This is a genomic window from Arthrobacter sp. Dra40 (genome assembly GCF_059091905.1).
The window spans coordinates 1-17,250 of sequence record NZ_JBNHHB010000021.1 but is presented as its reverse complement, the minus strand read 5'-3'; the positions used below and the strand labels follow the sequence as shown (position 1 = coordinate 17,250).

The 17,250-nt window shown below is 68.0% G+C and carries 13 protein-coding genes; 2 read left to right on the top strand and 11 right to left on the bottom strand.

Features of this window, described 5'->3' with window-relative positions; translation table 11 throughout:
* Nucleotides 1-32: 32 nt before the first annotated feature.
* The gene (gene glpK, locus AC5RWT_RS11875) at nt 33-1,547 is read right to left on the bottom strand and encodes a glycerol kinase GlpK (RefSeq protein WP_494080396.1); all 1,515 of its coding nucleotides are present in this window, start codon (nt 1,545-1,547) and stop codon (nt 33-35) included.
* A 191-nt stretch (nt 1,548-1,738) separates the two neighbouring features.
* Here glpK and AC5RWT_RS11870 point away from each other — a divergent pair, with 191 nt between their 5' ends.
* Together AC5RWT_RS11870 and AC5RWT_RS11865 are read left to right on the top strand one after the other, a co-directional pair.
* Nucleotides 1,739-2,617 carry an alpha/beta fold hydrolase gene (locus tag AC5RWT_RS11870; RefSeq protein WP_494080395.1) on the top strand — a complete coding sequence of 293 codons (879 nt, stop codon included), beginning with the start codon at nt 1,739-1,741 and terminating at the stop codon, nt 2,615-2,617.
* Complete coding sequence (locus AC5RWT_RS11865; protein ID WP_494080394.1) at nt 2,614-3,696, top strand: glycosyltransferase family 4 protein; 1,083 nt, start codon at nt 2,614-2,616, stop codon at nt 3,694-3,696. Before AC5RWT_RS11870 ends, AC5RWT_RS11865 begins: the two co-directional genes overlap by 4 nt.
* A gap of 86 nt (nt 3,697-3,782) precedes the next feature.
* Here the strand turns inward: AC5RWT_RS11865 and AC5RWT_RS11860 are convergent, their stop codons facing one another.
* The 10 genes from AC5RWT_RS11860 to AC5RWT_RS11815 form a co-directional block, all read right to left on the bottom strand.
* The gene (locus AC5RWT_RS11860; protein WP_494080393.1) at nt 3,783-5,717 is read right to left on the bottom strand and encodes an HNH endonuclease signature motif containing protein; all 1,935 of its coding nucleotides are present in this window, start codon (nt 5,715-5,717) and stop codon (nt 3,783-3,785) included.
* A 106-nt stretch (nt 5,718-5,823) separates the two neighbouring features.
* The gene (locus AC5RWT_RS11855; protein WP_494080392.1) at nt 5,824-7,914 is read right to left on the bottom strand and encodes a primosomal protein N'; all 2,091 of its coding nucleotides are present in this window, start codon (nt 7,912-7,914) and stop codon (nt 5,824-5,826) included.
* A gap of 5 nt (nt 7,915-7,919) precedes the next feature.
* Nucleotides 7,920-9,125: a methionine adenosyltransferase gene (gene metK / locus AC5RWT_RS11850; RefSeq protein ID WP_494080391.1), complete on the bottom strand. Its 1,206-nt coding sequence runs from the start codon at nt 9,123-9,125 to the stop codon at nt 7,920-7,922.
* Between the two features lie 209 nt (nt 9,126-9,334).
* Complete coding sequence (locus tag AC5RWT_RS11845; RefSeq protein WP_494080390.1) at nt 9,335-10,648, bottom strand: bifunctional phosphopantothenoylcysteine decarboxylase/phosphopantothenate synthase; 1,314 nt, start codon at nt 10,646-10,648, stop codon at nt 9,335-9,337.
* A 30-nt stretch (nt 10,649-10,678) separates the two neighbouring features.
* A complete protein-coding gene (gene rpoZ / locus AC5RWT_RS11840) occupies nt 10,679-10,942 on the bottom strand; it encodes a DNA-directed RNA polymerase subunit omega (RefSeq protein WP_127512652.1) in 264 nt (87 codons plus the stop codon).
* Between the two features lie 42 nt (nt 10,943-10,984).
* Nucleotides 10,985-11,557, bottom strand: coding sequence for a guanylate kinase (gmk, locus tag AC5RWT_RS11835; protein ID WP_494080389.1), 573 nt, complete (start codon nt 11,555-11,557; stop codon nt 10,985-10,987).
* Between the two features lie 12 nt (nt 11,558-11,569).
* Nucleotides 11,570-11,887 (bottom strand): integration host factor, actinobacterial type, encoded by a 318-nt coding sequence (gene mihF, locus AC5RWT_RS11830; RefSeq protein WP_494043710.1) that lies wholly within the window; start codon nt 11,885-11,887, stop codon nt 11,570-11,572.
* Between the two features lie 234 nt (nt 11,888-12,121).
* Complete coding sequence (gene pyrF / locus AC5RWT_RS11825; protein ID WP_494080388.1) at nt 12,122-12,997, bottom strand: orotidine-5'-phosphate decarboxylase; 876 nt, start codon at nt 12,995-12,997, stop codon at nt 12,122-12,124.
* The gene (gene carB / locus AC5RWT_RS11820; RefSeq protein WP_494080387.1) at nt 12,990-16,289 is read right to left on the bottom strand and encodes a carbamoyl-phosphate synthase large subunit; all 3,300 of its coding nucleotides are present in this window, start codon (nt 16,287-16,289) and stop codon (nt 12,990-12,992) included. Before carB ends, pyrF begins: the two co-directional genes overlap by 8 nt.
* The coding region (locus AC5RWT_RS11815; protein ID WP_494080386.1) for a carbamoyl phosphate synthase small subunit at nt 16,289-17,250 on the bottom strand (962 nt) is incomplete at its 5' end. The genes AC5RWT_RS11815 and carB, both read right to left, overlap by 1 nt.

Sequence of the window (17,250 nt, the reverse complement as noted above, 5' to 3'; positions counted from 1 at the left end):
CAGTGCGAACATGGCACCACTTTACCGTACGTTCACAGCACATCGTCGTCGATCCAGTCAAAGGTCCGGGTGACCGCCTTCTTCCACAAACGCAGCTTGCGCTCCCGCTCCTCCGCGGGCATCTGCGGCTCGAACACCTTGTCCTGCGCCCAGTTCCCAGCCAGCTGCCCCGTTCCTTCCCAGAACCCGACGGCGAGGCCCGCGGCGTAGGCCGCGCCCAAGGCGGTGGTCTCGGTGACCCGCGGCCGCATCACCGGCACGCCGAGGATGTCCGCCTGGAACTGCATCAGGGCGTCGTTGGCGACCATCCCGCCGTCGACCTTGAGGCTTGTCAGCGGCACCGCGGCATCGGCGTTGATGGCATCCAGCACCTCCCGGGTCTGGAATGCCGTGGCTTCCAGCGCTGCGCGGGCGATATGCGCCTTGGTGACAAACCGGGTCAGGCCCACCAGCGCGCCGCGGGCATCCTGCCGCCAGTAGGGCGCGAAAAGTCCGGAGAACGCGGGCACAAAGTAGCAGCCGCCGGTATCTTTCACGGTGCCGGCCAGCTGCTCGGCCTCCTGCGCGGACGCGACTATGCCGAGGTTGTCCCGCAGCCACTGGATCAGGGAGCCGGCGACGGCGATGGAACCCTCAAGCACATACTGCGGTGCCGACGTTCCCAGCTGGTACCCGACGCTGGTCAGCAGTCCGTGCGAGGACCGGGCGATCTCCCCGCCGGTGTTGACCAGCACGAAGCACCCGGTGCCGTACGTGTTCTTCGCCTCGCCGGGCTTGAACGCGGCCTGCCCGAACGTGGCCGCCTGCTGATCGCCGAGGATCCCCGCCACCGGAACATGGCGGAGCAGCTGGGATCCGTGGACCTCCGCATAGACCTCCGAGGAGGATCGGATCTGCGGCAGCATCGCCTTCGGGATGCCGAAGACCTTGAGGATCTCTTCGTCCCACTGCAGCGTGCGCAGGTCCATGAACAAGGTGCGGGAGGCGTTGGTGACGTCGGTCGCGTGCGTGCCGCCGTCCGGCCCGCCGGTCAGGTTCCAGAGCACCCAGCTGTCGGTGGTGCCGAACAGCAGTTCGCCCGCCTCGGCCCGTTCGCGGGCGCCGTCGACGTTGCGCAGGATCCAGGCCAGCTTGGTGCCGGCGAAGTAGGGCGAGAGCGGCAGGCCGGTCTGCTCGCGGAAGCGGTCGGCACCGCCGTCGGCGGCCAATTCATCGCAAATCTGCTGCGTGCGCACGTCCTGCCAGACAATGGCGTTGTACACCGGCTTGCCCGTGCTCTTCTCCCACACCACCGTGGTTTCGCGCTGGTTGGTGATGCCGACGGCGGCGATGTCGTGCCGGGTCAGACTGGCCCGGGAGAGCGCCGTGCCCACTACTTCGCGGGTGTTGCCCCAGATCTCCAGCGGGTCGTGTTCCACCCAGCCCGGCTGCGGGAAAATCTGCCGGTGCTCCCGCTGGCCGGTGGAGACCGGGGTACCGCTGTGGTCGAAAATGATCGCGCGCGTGGAGGTGGTGCCCTGGTCGATCGCCAGCACGTACTCCGCCATCTAAGCCCCTCCACGGTTTGTCCGGGCAACTGTGCCCGGCTGGTGTTGAACCTAACCGGCGGCACACGGCAGCGTCAATTGCGCATCGCCGCGGGCGCGGGCCGTTCCTACGCGCCGACAAGGCCGGGCTGCGCCTTGCCGCGCCGTCGTATCGGTAAAGTCGAAGGCATGGAATCTGCGGGAAGCCGGACGTGACCACCGTGGCTGGACGCGCTCTCCGGCGCGAGATGCTGCTAGACGGCGCCCGGGTGCGTTATTGGGAGTATCCCGGGCACGACGACGGCGCGCCCACCCTCCTGATGATCCACGGCTTCCGCGGTGATCACCATGGGCTGGAACTGGTGGTTGACCAACTGCCCGGCTACCGCGTGATCGCCCCGGACCTGCCCGGCTTCGGCGAATCCGAACCGCTGGCGTCCGGCAGCCACGACATCGCTGGCTACACCCGGTTCCTGCACAGCCTGGCCGGCGGGCTGGAACTGGGCCCGCAGACCTACATCCTGGGGCACTCATTCGGGTCCATCGTGGTCAGCCACTATCTGGCGGCGCATCCGGGCAGCTTCCGGGCCGCCATCCTGGTCAACCCGATCAGTGAACCCGCGCTGCAGGGACCGAAGGCCATCGCCTCCCGGCTTGCCGGGTTCTACTACTTGGCCGGCGCCAAGCTGCCCGAGCGGCTGGGCCTGGGACTGCTGCGCAACCGGGTCATCGTCCGGGCGATGAGCATCATGATGGCCAAGACCCGGGATCCGCGGTTGCGCTCCTACATCCATGCCCAGCACGACGCCTACTTCAGCGCCTTCGCAAACCGGCGCGTGGTCTTGGAAGCGTTCCGCGCCTCCATCTCCGCCGACGTCGCCCAGGTGGCCGGCCGGCTGGATCTGCCGGTGCTCCTGATCGCCGGGGAACGCGACGACATCGGTTCCGTGCCCAGCCAGCGCAAGCTTGCCGCGGCCATCCCGGGCGCCCGGCTGGAAGTGATCCCCGCCGTCGGGCATTTGATCCACTACGAAACCCCGGCCCCGGCCGCCGCGTACATCCGGGACTTCATCGACGGAATGAGTGCATGAAACTCCTGATTGACGCCCGGTTCACCCGCACCGATCAACTGGACGGCATCAGCCGCTACGGCGCGAGCCTGATCGAAGCCACCGCCCGGCTGGCCGACGTGGGCATGCTCATCAACGACGAGCGCCAGCTGCAGTTTTTGCCGGACGTGCCGTGGACCAAGATCAACAGTCCGCTCTCCCCCGCCGAGCTCTTTGTGGCACGCCGCGTCAACAAGCTGGGCGCCGACGTCGTGGTCTGTCCCATGCAGACCATGGGCAGTTTTGGCCGCAACTACGGCCTCATCCTGACCCTGCACGACCTGATCTACTACTCGCACCCCAAGCCTCCCGGATTCCTGCCCAAGCCGGTGCAGTTGCTCTGGCGGCTCTACCACAAGGCCTACTGGCCGCAGCGCCTGCTGCTGAACCGCGCCGACACCGTGGCCACCATCAGCCACACCACGCAGTCACTGATGGAGCGGCACCGGCTCACCCGCAAGCCCATCCGGATCGTCTCCAACGCCGCCCAGCCGCACGGGGCGCCGCGCGATCCCGCCGGCGGCCGCGACAAGACCCTGCTCTACATGGGCTCGTTCATGCCGTACAAGAACGTGGAAACCATCATCGACGGCATGGCTTTGCTGCCGGACTACCAGCTCCACCTGCTCAGCCCCATCCGCCCGGAACGGCAGGCAGAGCTGGAAGCCCGTGCCGCGGATGCGCGCCGCTTGGTCTTCCACAACGGAATTTCGGACGCCGGCTATCAGCAACTGCTCCAGCGCACCACCGCCCTGGTCACGCTCTCCCGCGACGAAGGCTTCGGCCTGCCGCTGATCGAGGCAATGGCCGCCGGGACCCCGGTGATCGCCAGCGACATCCCCATCTTCCGCGAGGTAGGCGGCGCCGCGGTCACGCTGGTGGATCCGGACCAACCGGCCGACTTCGCCGCCGCGGTGGCAGCATTGGACCAGCCTGGCGCCTTCCGCGCTGCCTCCGAAGCCAGCATCGCGCGGGCTGCCGCGTACGACTGGGACGAATCGGCCAAGCAGTTGGTGGCCGCCGCCGAGGAAGTCATGGAGCGCCGGCGCCGGATGCGGTAGCCGCCCTGAATCGATAGCCGGAACCTGGCCGCCGAGCCTACCGCGAGCTAACGGCTCGCCTCCCCTTCGAACACAGCGTTGCACGCTCAGAACGGTGGCGGTGTGAGGTCCGTGGCGCTTCCGTTGTGGGTGGCATGCGGCGTGGGCGGATAGGCGGCTTGGTGCCTGCGCCACGCGACCTTGAGCTGTTCGTTAACCTCGGTGATTTCACGGCGTTCGAGGATGTCGGCGAGCTCCCCCGGCGGTGTGACCGCTAACGGTTCCGCCGTGGTGGAGTAGGTGATCCCCGCCGCGGTGGTCCAGTCGATGGTGCCAGGGATCGGCTGGCCGACCTTCGCGTAGCCAGCGGTCTTCAGTGCATGGTGAACCTTGCAGAAGCAACACATGCAGTCGACATCAGTCTTCCCGCCCTTCGAATACGCGTGGACATGATCGATTTCGCAGTGTTCGGCCGGCCGGTTGCAGCCGCCCCTGCACGTCCGGTCCCGGGTGCGCAGGAACCGTCGCTGCGCCTTGGTGGGCCGGTACTGTTTGCGGTCGAGTGCGAGCACGGCACCGTTGATCGGATCGGTCAGAATTCGTGTCAAGGACGTCGCATCACCGACCAGCCGGCGGGCTACATCCGGGGCAATGGGACCGTACCCCTCGAGTTCGGCTGGCTCCTCACCGATCCCCAGCAGCGTCAGCGCCGGTACGGTGATGCTGGCATGCGAGCCGATCCTCGGTCCCGGCCTGCCCATCCGCGGCCCCGGTGAAATGCCGGTCAGCAGCAGGTCGGCGAGAACGTCCGCGCGCAACTGGGTGAGCGTGCGTGACTCCTCAGCGCACTGCAACGCAATGGCGGTGGATTGGATCCGGTTGAACGCCGCGACCGCTTCCTCGGCCGGCAGGTACGCATTAAGCCAGGCCATGCCGTCCTCGTCCGGATGCAGTTCAATCCGCCGGTCCCGGCGCGCCTTGGCGTGGCGGACGGAGATCGATTCGGGGTGTTCACGTTCGCGCCGGGTCCGGGCCCGCGCGGCGAACTTGGACCGGGTCATCGCGTCCTCGGTAGCGGCCGGCAGCATCACTGCTTCGAAGCCGGCGCGGGCGTCTTCGGGCAGCGATCCGGCCTGGTCGACCAGGGCTTCGGCGATCCCGGCGCTGGTGTCCCCGGCGGACAGGGCGGCCAGCGTGTTCCGGAAGGTGCCGTGCAGCTTCAGGGCCATCGCGATCTTTTCCTGCGCCGTCCTTCGCGCCAGCCGCAGCGCGCGGGCGGCTTCGTCCACCACCGAGGACTCCGCGTCATGGCCGTTTGGACGGCGCCCTTCCGGTTCGTACGGAGTGGCCCGAGCATCTTCCTGCCCATCCAGTGCCTGCTGATAGAGGGTGTTGAGCAGGCTGAACTTGTGCGCTTCCAGCCACGCCAGCACCCGTCCGGTCTGGACCAGCGCGCACGCAGCTTCCTCGTAAACCATCAAGGCAGGCTCCTGCCGGCCCACGACGTCCAGCAGTTCCCGGCCGGACAACCGCAACCCGGCACCCGTTCCGCCCGTGCCGGCGACTGTCGCGGCATCGGAGGGAAGACCGGCACCGCCGGCCGAACCGAGCGAGTTAGCCGAATCGCGGGAGCCGATCACTCCGTGTAAGTCCGCCTCGGCGGGCCGGCCGCAGGACTCGTCGTCGAAGAACTCCCTCGGCAACAACCCGTTCAGCGGGTCCACGCACGGCTCGTCCAGCCAGGCTGCCAATGACGCCTCCAGCTCCGCCCAGTACGCATCCGCTTCGGGAGAATCATCCCATCGGCCTGAGACCCAGTCAGGATCCGGATCAACCGGGATCCCGTCGTCATCAACCTCTTGCACCGCGGCATAACGGCGTCCCCGCTGAATCACTTGCGCCCCCGCAACCCCACCGGCAGGTTCAGTCTGCGAGTGATCAGCCAGCGACTGACCGGAGGCCTCCGGCACCTGCGGCTCGAACGGCACACTGCCTCCGCCGGAGGTCTCCGGCTCGTCGGGCTCGAGTGGTGCGGGTGCCATGCTTCAATTTTACTAGTATGTGCTTTCGAACACAATAGGTATAAGATAGGTAGTACGTTCGAAAACGGCTAGAGGATGGCAACAAAGGGGGTGGAGCTCCACAGCCTCAGAGCAGATCGATACCGTCGCACCGGACCTGCACCGGGTCCGGGACGCGCTTCGCCGCCAGTGCCGCCTTGCGGTGTCGCAGCGCCGCAGTAACTGCAGGCCCGTCCTGATAGCTGAAGAACAGCAGGAGACGGTGCTCACCGCTCTCCCCCGGCCGTGCCTGAAATTCACGAGACTCAAGCTCAACCGGGCCGACACTGCGCAGGCTGCCGCCGAGTTCGAAGTCCGCCATAAAGGCTTCAATCCCGGACGCCTTGCCGGTCAGGGCCGCAATCCGTACCGCCGGCGGCAACTGGAGCTCGCGCCGCAGCTGCATTTCCCTGGCTGCCGCGCCCGCCGGGTCCCAGCGGACCAGCGGGGCAACCACTGCCTCTTGGTCGGCGGTGACCACCACCAGACCGCCTTCTGAAGAAGGTTTCACCATAGAGGCAGCACGAAACCATCGGCGCAGCACATCTTCCGGCGTGCGCAGGGACTCTCTGCTGAGCATGGCGTTTCCGTCCAGCAGCAGGGCCGCAGCATAGCCTTCGGGCGCCACCGGCTCGGCGCCCGGGGTAGCAACCACCAGGGCCTTCCTCGACTCCACCACGGACTTGATGTGGTCCCCTGAGGAGGACACGACCGTGGCACCGGGGAAAGCGCGCCCAAGTTCCTCGGCCGTCCGCAGTGCACCCGCCACCGAGGCGCGGAGCCGGTGCGACCCGCATTCGGGGCAGGCGTAGTTCGTGGCGAGCCGGCCGCACCAACGGCAGGCGGGGGTGGCGGTGCGGCCCGCTTGCGCCAATGGACCGTTGCAGTCAGTGCACCGTGCGGGTGTGCGGCAGTCTTGGCAGGACAGCGCCGGCGAGAAACCGGTCCGCGCCACCTGCACCAGCACGGGCCCGTGTTCCAGCCCTTCTTGAGCCGCCCGCCACGCGGCATGCGGCAACCGTGCATGCCGCAGCATCGGGTCGCGTTCCTGCTGGAACGAGTCAGCGGTATTGAGGATGCGTGGCGTCGCTTTCCGCAGGAACGGCCGCGAGGGCGTGAGCGCCAATGCCCAGCCGCTCTCGACCAGCCGCTCAGCCTCGCCGCTGCGCGAGACACCGGCGAACAGTGCCGCGCAGCCGCTTTGCGCCGACCGCAGCAGCAGCACTTCGCGGGCATGCTGGTAAGGCGAACGCTGCTCGAGGAGGAGGTCGTCGCCGTCGTCCCACAGGGCGACCAGGCCAAGATCCTGCACCGGCGCATAGGCGGCCGAGCGCGTCCCGACCGCCACGGACACTTCGCCGTGCAGCAGCCGCAGGTAGTTGCGGTAGCGCGGCGTGGGACCGTCCTCGGCGGTCAGCCGCACGTACTGGTCGGCGCCCAGCACCTGCTGCAGCTCTGCTTCCAGGCTGGCCAGGTCCTTCGCGTCGGGAACCACGACGACGGCGCCGCGCCCGCTCTGCCGAACGCTGGCGACGGCGTGGGCTACTTGGGCGGCCCAAGACGCACGGCCGTAGGATTTGTGGCTGGCCAAGACTGCACGCGGCGCGGCGCCTGCGGCCAACTGGGCCAGGAAAGCCCCGGCGCCCGCGTAGCCGGCATAGGCGTCGGCGGCACCCGGTGACGGCTCGGTCAGCCGCGTGCCATCGGCTGGAGACGTATCCGGTGCAATCTGCTCTGCTTCCCGGGCGGCGAATTCCTTGTCCACTTTTGCGACGCGGGCAGGGATGGCAGCGCGCAGCACGTCGCTGACGTTGCCGGCGTAGCGCTCCGCCACTGCGGTGGCCAACTGGAGCAACTCGTCAGTCAGGACCGGCTGCGCGGACACCACCTTGGCCAAGGGTGCCAGCTTGACGCCTTCCGGCGCCTCAGAGGTCCGGCGGGTAATGAAGCCGCTCATCTCCTGGCCGCCGAATCGGGCCTTGACCCGGGCGCCGGGAACTGCCTCGGCGTCGAGTGTCTCGGGCACCAGGTAATCGAAGATGCGGTCGAGATGCGGCAGCGAGGTTTCGATCAGCACCTGGGCCACCGGGTTGATGGCGGCCGCCGGCGAGGTGCCGGGAGCCTTCTTCGGAGCGCCGAAGCCCTGCAGCAGGCTCAGCTGGTGCGGATCAGAGCCCATCGGGCTCAGGCGTTGAAGTAGCTGCGCAGTGCGTCGGCGCGGTCGGTCCGCTCCCAGGTGAACTCGGGAATTTCGCGGCCGAAGTGGCCGTGCGCTGCCGTCTGCTTGTAGATGGGCCGCTTGAGCTGCAGGTCGCTGATGATGCCCAGCGGGCGCAGGTCGAACACCTCGTTGATGGCTTGGCCGATACGGGCCGGGTCCACCGTCTCGGTCCCGAAGGTCTCCACGTAGATGCCGACCGGGCGGGCCATGCCAATGGCGTATGCAATCTGGATCTCCGCGCGGCGTGCCAGGCCGGCGGCCACCACGTTCTTGGCTACCCAGCGCATGGCGTAGGCAGCCGAGCGGTCCACCTTAGACGGGTCCTTGCCGGAGAAGGCGCCGCCGCCGTGGCGGGCCATGCCGCCGTAGGTGTCCACGATGATCTTGCGTCCGGTCAGTCCGGCGTCGCCCACCGGTCCGCCGATCACGAAGTCGCCGCCCGGGTTGAGGATGTAGCGAACGTCGGTGGCGTCCAGCGAACTGGCCGCGAGCACGGGCTCGATCACGTGCGAGGCCAGGTCGGCACGCAGGTGGCCCAGGTCCACGCCGGCTTCGTGCTGGCTCGAGATGACCACGGAGTTCACGGAGATGGGCTTGTCGCCGTCGTAGCCCACCGTCACCTGCGTCTTGCCGTCCGGCCGCAGGTACGGCAGGGTCCCGTCCTTGCGGACCTCGGTCAACCGCTCGGATAGCCGGTGCGCCAGCCAGATAGGGGCGGGCATCAGCACGTCGGTCTCGTCGCTGGCATAGCCGAACATGATGCCCTGGTCGCCGGCGCCCTGGGCGTCCCGCTCGTCCAGTCCGGTGCCCTCGCGGACTTCCAAGGAGTTGAAGACACCGGACGCGATCTCCGGCGACTGCTGGCCGATGGAGACGGAGACGCCGCAGCGGGCGCCGTCGAACCCCTTGTCCGAGGAGTTGTAACCGATCTCAAGGATGGTATCCCGGACAATCTGCGGAATCTCCACGTAGCCCTGCGTGGTGACCTCGCCGGCCACATGAACCAGGCCGGTGGTCGTCAGCGTCTCCACGGCCACCCGGGAGTCCGGATCCACGCTCAGCAGGGCGTCGAGGATGGCGTCGGAAATCTGGTCGCAGATCTTATCCGGATGGCCTTCAGTCACGGACTCGGACGTGAAGAGCCGCAGATTGCTGTCAGAAGAAGTCACAGACATACCTTACTTGCTGGCGGGGACCGCCATGGAACCGTCGACACGACGCCGCGGCGCCGGTCATGAAGCGAAACAGGGGGACATATGGGGCACGGAGGCCGGAGATTCCGTGGGCAGCGTCGTTGCACAAGGCAGCGTTGCGAGGTCAATGACCGCTGCAGCGCCGGAGCAGCCCGCGCCTTGGCGCGGCCGCCGCCGGGAGGCGTTCAGCCGGAGAGTTCGGCGACGATGCGCGTGATCACCGTGGCGGCGGCGCTGTCCTTGCTGCCGCGGTGCGACTGCGGTTGAGCTCCGCTGCGTGCCAGCACCGTGATCTCGGTGTCGTCCTGGCCGAACACCAGGTCGCGGCCCACGCGGTTGAGCACCAGCAGGTCACAGCCCTTGCGTTCGAGCTTGCTGCGCGCGTAGTCCAGCACGTCCCCGCGGTCGTCGCCGGTCTCCGCCGCGAAGCCGACAATCAGCGGCATGCTGTCAGACCCGCGCTGCTGCACGACCTCCACCAGAATGTCAGGATTGCGCACCAGCGTGATGACCGGGTCAGCGGCATCGTCACGCTTCTTGATCTTGCTGTCGGTCACTTCGGCCGGGCGGAAATCAGCCACTGCCGCGGCCATGATCACGACGTCGGAGCGCGCCGCCGCTTCGAGCGTCGCCTCGCGGAGGTCAAGGGCGGTTTCCACCGAGCTGGATTTGATCCCGTCGGGGATGGCAACTTCGATGTGGGCGGCAATCAGCTCCACCTCGGCACCGGCGGCCGCGGCGGCACGGGCCAGGGCGATGCCCTGTTTGCCGGAGGACCGGTTGCCCAGAAAACGCACGGGGTCCAGCGGCTCGCGGGTGCCACCGGCGGTGATGAGCACGCGCTTGCCGGCCAGCGGGCCCGGTTCCGAAGCAACGGTTCCCGGCACCGATGTTTCAGCCGTAGAACTTCCCGGCACAGAGGTTCCCGGCGCCGCCGAGCCAGGCACCGTCGTCGGGCGCTGTTGTAGGCTTCCGTCGGCCAGTCCGCCGGTGATGAAATCGTAAATCTCCGCCGGTTCGGGCAACCGGCCGGGGCCGGTGTCCTTGCCGGTCAGCCGGCCAACAACCGGATCCATCACGGTGCTGCCGCGGCCGCGCAGGGTGGCCACATTCGCCACGGTGGCCGGGTGCTGCCACATTTCGGTGTGCATGGCCGGCACGAAGACCACCGGCGCGGTGGCCACCAGCAGCGTGTTGGTCAGCAGGTCGCCGGCCAAGCCGGCCGCGGCGCGGGCCAGCAGGTCCGCGGTCGCGGGGCAGACCACCACCAGGTCGGCCTCCTGGCCGAGCCGGACGTGGTTCACCGATTCCACGTCGTCGAAAACGCTGTTAGTCACCGGGTTGCCGGAGAGGGCCTCCCATGTGGCGCGGCCAACAAACTTCTCGGCGGCGTCAGTCGGGATGACGGTGACCTGGTGGCCGGCTTCCTTAAACAGCCGGAGCAGGGATGCCGATTTGTAGGCGGCGATACCGCCGCCTACGCCCAAAATGATCCGCATGCCTGCCCCGGTGTTAGACGCTGTAGGAAGTTACTCTGCGACCGTTTCGACGGGCTTGCTGACCAGCAGGCCCTCGTTAATTTCGCGCAGGGCGATGGACAGCGGCTTCTCGTTCAGCTTGGTGTCCACCAGCGGGCCAACGTACTCGAACAGGCCTTCGTGCAGCTGCGAGTAGTAGGCGTTGATCTGGCGGGCACGCTTGGCACCGTAAATCACCAGCGCGTACTTCGAATCCGCTGCTTCCAGCAGGGAGTCGATCGGCGGGTTGATGATGCCTTCGAGGTTGGTCGACACAAAATCTCCAATTTGTTCCGGGACAATTCTTCCAAGACCTGCTCAGCGCGGGTGCGGAAGAAGTCCCATCAGTGAAACGAGCTCGTCTGCCGCCCGCTGGACATCGTCGTTAACGACGGTGAAATCGAACTCGGGCTCGGCAGCAAGTTCTAGTTTAGCGGTTTCCAGCCGTTGCTGCTGTTCCTCGGCTGTTTCGGTGCCGCGGCCCACCAACCGGCGGACCATTTCGTCCCAGCTGGGCGGGGCCAGGAACACGAAGGTGGCCTCCGGCATGGACTCCTTGACCTGCCGGGCACCCTGCAGATCGATTTCCAGCAGCACAGACTTCCCGTCGGCCATGGCGCTCTCCACCGTGCGGCGCAGCGTGCCGTAGCGGTTCCGCCCGTGGACCACGGCCCACTCCAGCATGTCGCCGGTGGCTACCAGCCGGTCGAACTCTTCGGCGCCGACGAAATAGTAGTGGACACCGTCCTGTTCGCCGGGGCGCGGTTCACGGGTGGTGGCGGAGACGGAGAGCCAGACTTCCGGGTAGTTGTCGCGGATATAGGTGGAAACGGTGCCCTTGCCGACGGCGGTGGGGCCGGCGAGAACGGTCAGGCGGGATTTGTCGGACATATCTTCCATCTGTTACTGGGATTCCAAGTGGTCAATCAGGGCACGGCGCTGGTGGATGCCGAGGCCGCGCAGCCGGCGGCTGCGGGCGATGCCGACCGTCTCCATGATGGCGGCGGCGCGGACCTGTCCGATGCCCGGCAACGATTCGAGCAGCTCGGCAACCCGCAGGCGGCCGATCGATTCCGTCGACGCGGCGGCCTCGATCACCTCCGCGATGGTCATGGCACCGGATTTCACCTTGGCCTTGACTTCCGCGCGGTCAGCCCGGGCTGCCGTCGCCTTCAGGCGGGCGGCAGCGCGTTCGCTCTCCGTCAGCGGTCGAAGACCCACAGCTCCTCCAGACAATCCGGCCCGTCGGACAAGCCGGCCCGGCGGGCACTTTTGGGCATGAACTGAACTTACCAGAACCGCACCGCTCCGGCTCGGGGCCGGAGCGGCGACGGACCGGCGGCCGGAGCCGCTGGCGGGCGGCGGCCGGAGCGGCTGGCCAGCTGCTCAGCCGACTGCCCAGCAGGAGAAAACTGTAGCCGGGTCCGGCTCAGGACCGCAGCCGCGGCCGGCTGCTCAGCCGGAGAAGGCTGACAGGCCGGCCAGGGTGCGTTCTGTCGCCTCGCGCAGGGCGGCGGAGTCCGGACCGACTTTGAGGATGTCCCGGCTGGAGGTGGCCAGGACATTCCCGACGGCGGTGCCGAAGGCCGCCGCAATGTCGTCACCGGTGGCTCCCTGGGCGCCCAGACCAGGCGCCAGCAGCGGCCCGTTGACGGCCGCCAGGTCCAGCCCCAGCCGTTCCATGACGTCGGCCCGGACCGTCGCGCCGACCACCAGACCCACCGAGCCCAGTTCGCCGTCGCGCCCGGCTGCGGCGTTGTCCGCCGCGGCCGATTCCGCGATCCGGCGTGCCACCGACTCGGCGCCGCCCACGTTCTGCACGCTGGCGCCTTCCGGGTTGGAGGTCAGCGCCAGCACGAACACGCCGCGGCCGGTCGCCGCCGCCAGGTCCAGCGCCGGCCGCAGCGACCCGTAGCCCAGGTACGGGCTCAGGGTCACCGCGTCGGCCGCCAGCGGTGAACCGTCGCGCAGCCAGGCGTCGGCGTAGGCCGCCATGGTGGAGCCGATGTCGCCGCGCTTGGCGTCCGCGATGGTCAGCACGCCTGCCTCGGCCGAGGCCGCCAGCAGCTTCTCCAGCACCGCCATTCCGGCAGAGCCGTGCCGTTCGTACAGGGCCACCTGCGGCTTGAGCGCGGCAGCCTGCTGCCCCACCGCGTCCAGCACGGTGAGGGAGAAGCGTTCCAACCCCCCGGCGTCGTCGTTCAGGCCCCAGGCGGAGAGCAGCGACGGGTGCGGGTCGATCCCCACGCACAGCGGCCCGCGGTCCGCCATCGCCGCCCGCAGCCGCTGCCCGAACGTGGCGGGCAGCGGCCGGGCGTCGGTCTCAGGCATGGATCGCGGCCTTCAGCTTGGCGGCATGCTCCTGCAGGCTCGTCACGTCCCACTCGTACTGCCGCATCGCCTCGATGGCCTGGATGGCGGCACCGAATTCGGACACGGTGGTGATGATCGGCGTGCCCACCGAGGTCGCCGCGGCGCGGATCTCGTAGCCGTCGCCGCGTGCCTGACCGCCGGAGGGGGTATTGAGGACGAGCCCGACCTGGCCTTCGGTGATCAGGTCAACGATGGTGCCCTCGCCGTCCTCGGACCGCCCCTCGGCGATCTTCCGCACCGTGGTGGACTGGATGCCGTTGCGGCGCAGCACGTCGGCCGTGCCGCCGGTGGAGAGGATTTCGAAGCCCAGATCCACCAGCAGCTTCACCGGCATGATGATGGAGCGCTTGTCCCGGTTGGCCACCGAGACAAAGACCTTGCCGGAGGTCGGCAGTGCGCTGCCGGCCGCGGCCTGGCTCTTGGCGAAGGCGGTGTCGAAGTACTTGTCGATGCCCATCACCTCGCCGGTGGAGCGCATCTCCGGGCCGAGCAGCGAGTCCACCACGGTGCCTTCGGGGGTGCGGAACCGGCTGAACGGCAGCACTGCCTCCTTGACCGCCACCGGAGCCTCCAGCGGCAGCCGGGAACCGTCGCCGGTTTCCGGCAGCAGCTTGTAGACGCTGCGCAGCATGTCGATGTCCACGCCGGTGCCGATCAGCGCCGCGGCCTTGGCCAGCTGCACGCCGGTGGCCTTGGAGACGAACGGAACGGTGCGGGAGGCGCGCGGGTTGGCTTCAATCACGTAGAGCACGTCGGCGGCCAGCGCGAACTGGATGTTGATCAGGCCACGTACGCCGACGCCCTCGGCAATGGCGGCGGTGGCGTTGCGCACGCGCTCCAGCACCTCGGCGCCCAGGGTGATGGGCGGCAGCACGCAGGCGGAGTCGCCGGAGTGGATCCCGGCCTCCTCGATGTGCTCCATGATGCCGCCGACGTAGAGGTCCTTGCCGTCGTAGAGCGCGTCGACGTCGATCTCGATGGCGTCTTCCAGGAAGCGGTCCACCAGCACCGGGTGGTCCGGCGTGATCTCGGTGGCGTTGGCAATGTAGCGGGAGAGGTTGGCCTCGTCGTAGACGATCTCCATGCCGCGGCCGCCGAGCACGTACGACGGGCGGACCAGCACTGGGTAGCCGATCTCGTCGGCGATCTTCTTGGCCTCGTCGAAGGAGACGGCGGTGCCGTTCTTCGGTGCGATCAGGCCGGCCGAATCCAGCACGCGCTGGAACGCACCGCGGTGCTCGGCCAGGTCGATTGCCTCCGGCGAGGTGCCGAGGATCGGGATGCCGGCGTCGGCGAGGGCCTGCGCCAGCTTCAGCGGCGTCTGGCCGCCCAGCTGCACGAACACGCCCAGCACGCCGCCGGTGCGTTCTTCGGCCGCGATGACCTCCAGCACGTCTTCGAGCGTGAGCGGCTCGAAGTACAAACGGTTGGAGATGTCGTAGTCGGTGGAGACGGTCTCCGGGTTGCAGTTGATCATCACCGTCTCGTGCCCGGCCTTGCGCAGCGCCATGGTGGCGTGGACACAGGAGTAGTCGAACTCGATGCCCTGGCCGATCCGGTTGGGGCCGGAGCCGAGGATGATCACGGACGGCTTGGCGTGCAGCTCAACCTCGTCCTCCTCGTCGTAGGACGAGTAGTGGTACGGGGTGTAGGCGGCGAATTCCGCGGCGCAGGTGTCCACGGTCTTGAACACCGGGCGGATGCCCAGCGCGTGCCGGACGCCACGGACCACTGCCTCGCTGGTGTGGGACAGCTTGCCGATCTGCTGGTCGGAGAAGCCGTGCCGCTTGGCCAGCCGCAGGATGTCCTCGGTCAGCGCCGGGGCCTTGCGGATCTCGGTGGCCACTTCGTTGATCAGCTGCAGCTGGTCCAGGAACCACGGGTCGATCGCGGTGGCCTCGAAGACCTGCTCGATGGTCGCGCCGCCCAGCAGCGCCTGCTGGACCAGCGAGAGCCGTTCGGTGGAGCCGAACTTGGCCTTGGCCAGCAGCTCGGGGACGTCGTAGTCGTTGACCGGGGCGAACTCCAGCTGGGCGCCCTTCTGCTCCAGCGACCGCAGCGCCTTCTGCAGCGCTTCGGTGAAGTTGCGGCCGATGGCCATCGCCTCGCCCACGGACTTCATGGTGGTGGTCAGCGTCGGGTCGGCGGCCGGGAACTTCTCGAACGCGAAACGCGGCACCTTGACGACGACGTAGTCCAGCGTCGGTTCGAAGGCGGCAGGGGTCTGCTGGGTGATGTCGTTGGGGATCTCGTCCAGTGTGTAACCGAGCGACAGCTTGGTGGCGATCTTCGCGATGGCAAAGCCGGTGGCCTTGGACGCCAGCGCCGAGGAGCGGGAGACGCGCGGGTTCATTTCGATCACCACAACACGGCCGGTGTCCGGTTCGATGGCGAACTGGATGTTGCAGCCGCCGGTGTCGACGCCGACCTCGCGGATCACCGCGATCGAGATGTCGCGCAGCTTCTGGAACTCGCGGTCGGTCAGCGTCATGGCGGGCGCGACGGTGATGGAGTCGCCGGTGTGCACGCCCACCGGATCGAAGTTCTCGATCGAGCACACGACCACGACGTTGTCGTTCTTGTCGCGCATCATCTCGAGCTCGTATTCCTTCCAGCCGAGGATGCTCTCTTCGAGCAGCACCTCGCTGGTGGGGCTGTACTGGATGCCGGCACCGGCGATCCGGCGCAGGTCGTCCGGGTTGTAGGCCATGCCGGAGCCCAGGCCGCCCATGGTGAAGGACGGGCGCACCACCATCGGGTAGCCCAGTTCCTCGGCCGCGGCGAAGGCTTCGTCCATCGAGTGCACGATCACCGACTTGGCGGACTCGGCGCCGCAGCGTTCGACGACGCCCTTGAACTTCTCCCGGTCTTCACCGAGCTCGATGGCGGCGATGTTCGCGCCGATCAGCTCCACGTTGTACTTCTCCAGCACGCCGTTCTTGTCCAGCGCGATCGCGGTGTTCAAGGCGGTCTGGCCGCCCAGCGTGGGAAGCAGGGCGTCCGGACGCTCCTTGGCGATGATCTTTTCGACCACCTCGGGCGTGATCGGCTCCACGTAGGTGGCATCGGCGAACTCCGGGTCCGTCATGATGGTCGCCGGGTTGGAGTTGACCAGGATGACCCGCAGGCCTTCCTCCTTCAGCACGCGCAGCGCCTGAGTGCCGGAATAGTCGAATTCGGCCGCCTGGCCGATCACGATCGGACCGGAACCGATGACCAGGACGGATTTAAGATCTTCTCTCTTGGGCATTACTTGCTTTCCTTCGTGGTCTCGGAAGTCGTCGCGGAAGCGGGCTCAGCAGCTGTCTCAGCTGCGGGGTCAGCTGCGGTCCCGGTCTGGGTGCGGCGGGAATCCATCAGGTCGGAGAAACGGTCGAACAGGGTCGCCGCGTCGTGCGGGCCGGCGGCCGCTTCCGGGTGGAACTGGACGGAAAAAGCGGGGATGTCGAGGCAGGCCAGGCCCTCGACGACGTCGTCGTTCAGGCAGACGTGGCTGACTTCCACCCGGCCGAAGCGCTCCTCCGGGGCCAGCGTCGGCCCGTCCAGCGGGGCGTCGACGGCGAAGCCGTGGTTCTGCGAGGTGATCTCGACCTTGCCGGTGCGCCGGTCCATCACCGGCACGTTGATGCCGCGGTGGCCGTAGCGCAGCTTGTAGGTACCGAAGCCCAGCGCGCGGCCCAGGATCTGGTTGCCGAAGCAGATGCCGAAGAACGGCAGGCCGGCGTCGAGCACCTTGCGCAGCAGCAGCACCTGGCGGTCGGCGGTGGCGGGGTCGCCCGGGCCGTTGGACATGAACATCCCGTCGGGCGAGACAGCCTGGACGTCCTCGAAGGTTGCGGTGGCCGGCAGCACGTGCACCCGGATCCCGCGCTCGGCGAACCGGACCGGAGTCATCGTCTTGATGCCCAGGTCGAGGGCGGCGACGGTGAACCGCGGCTCGCCCTCCCAGCCATGGTCTGCCGGTTCGACGACGTAGGCTTCGGTGACGCTGACCTCTTCGGCCAGCCGGGCGCCTTCCATCGACGGCTGGGCGACGACCTCGGCCACCAGCACCGTGGCGGGGCGGCCGGCGGCCTCGCCGGAGAAGATGCCGGCCTTCATCGCGCCGCGCTCGCGCAGGTGGCGGGTCAGCGCGCGGGTGTCCACGCCCTGGATGCCCACGATGCCCTGGTTGACCAGTTCGTCGTCCAGGCTGCGCTCGGAGCGCCAGT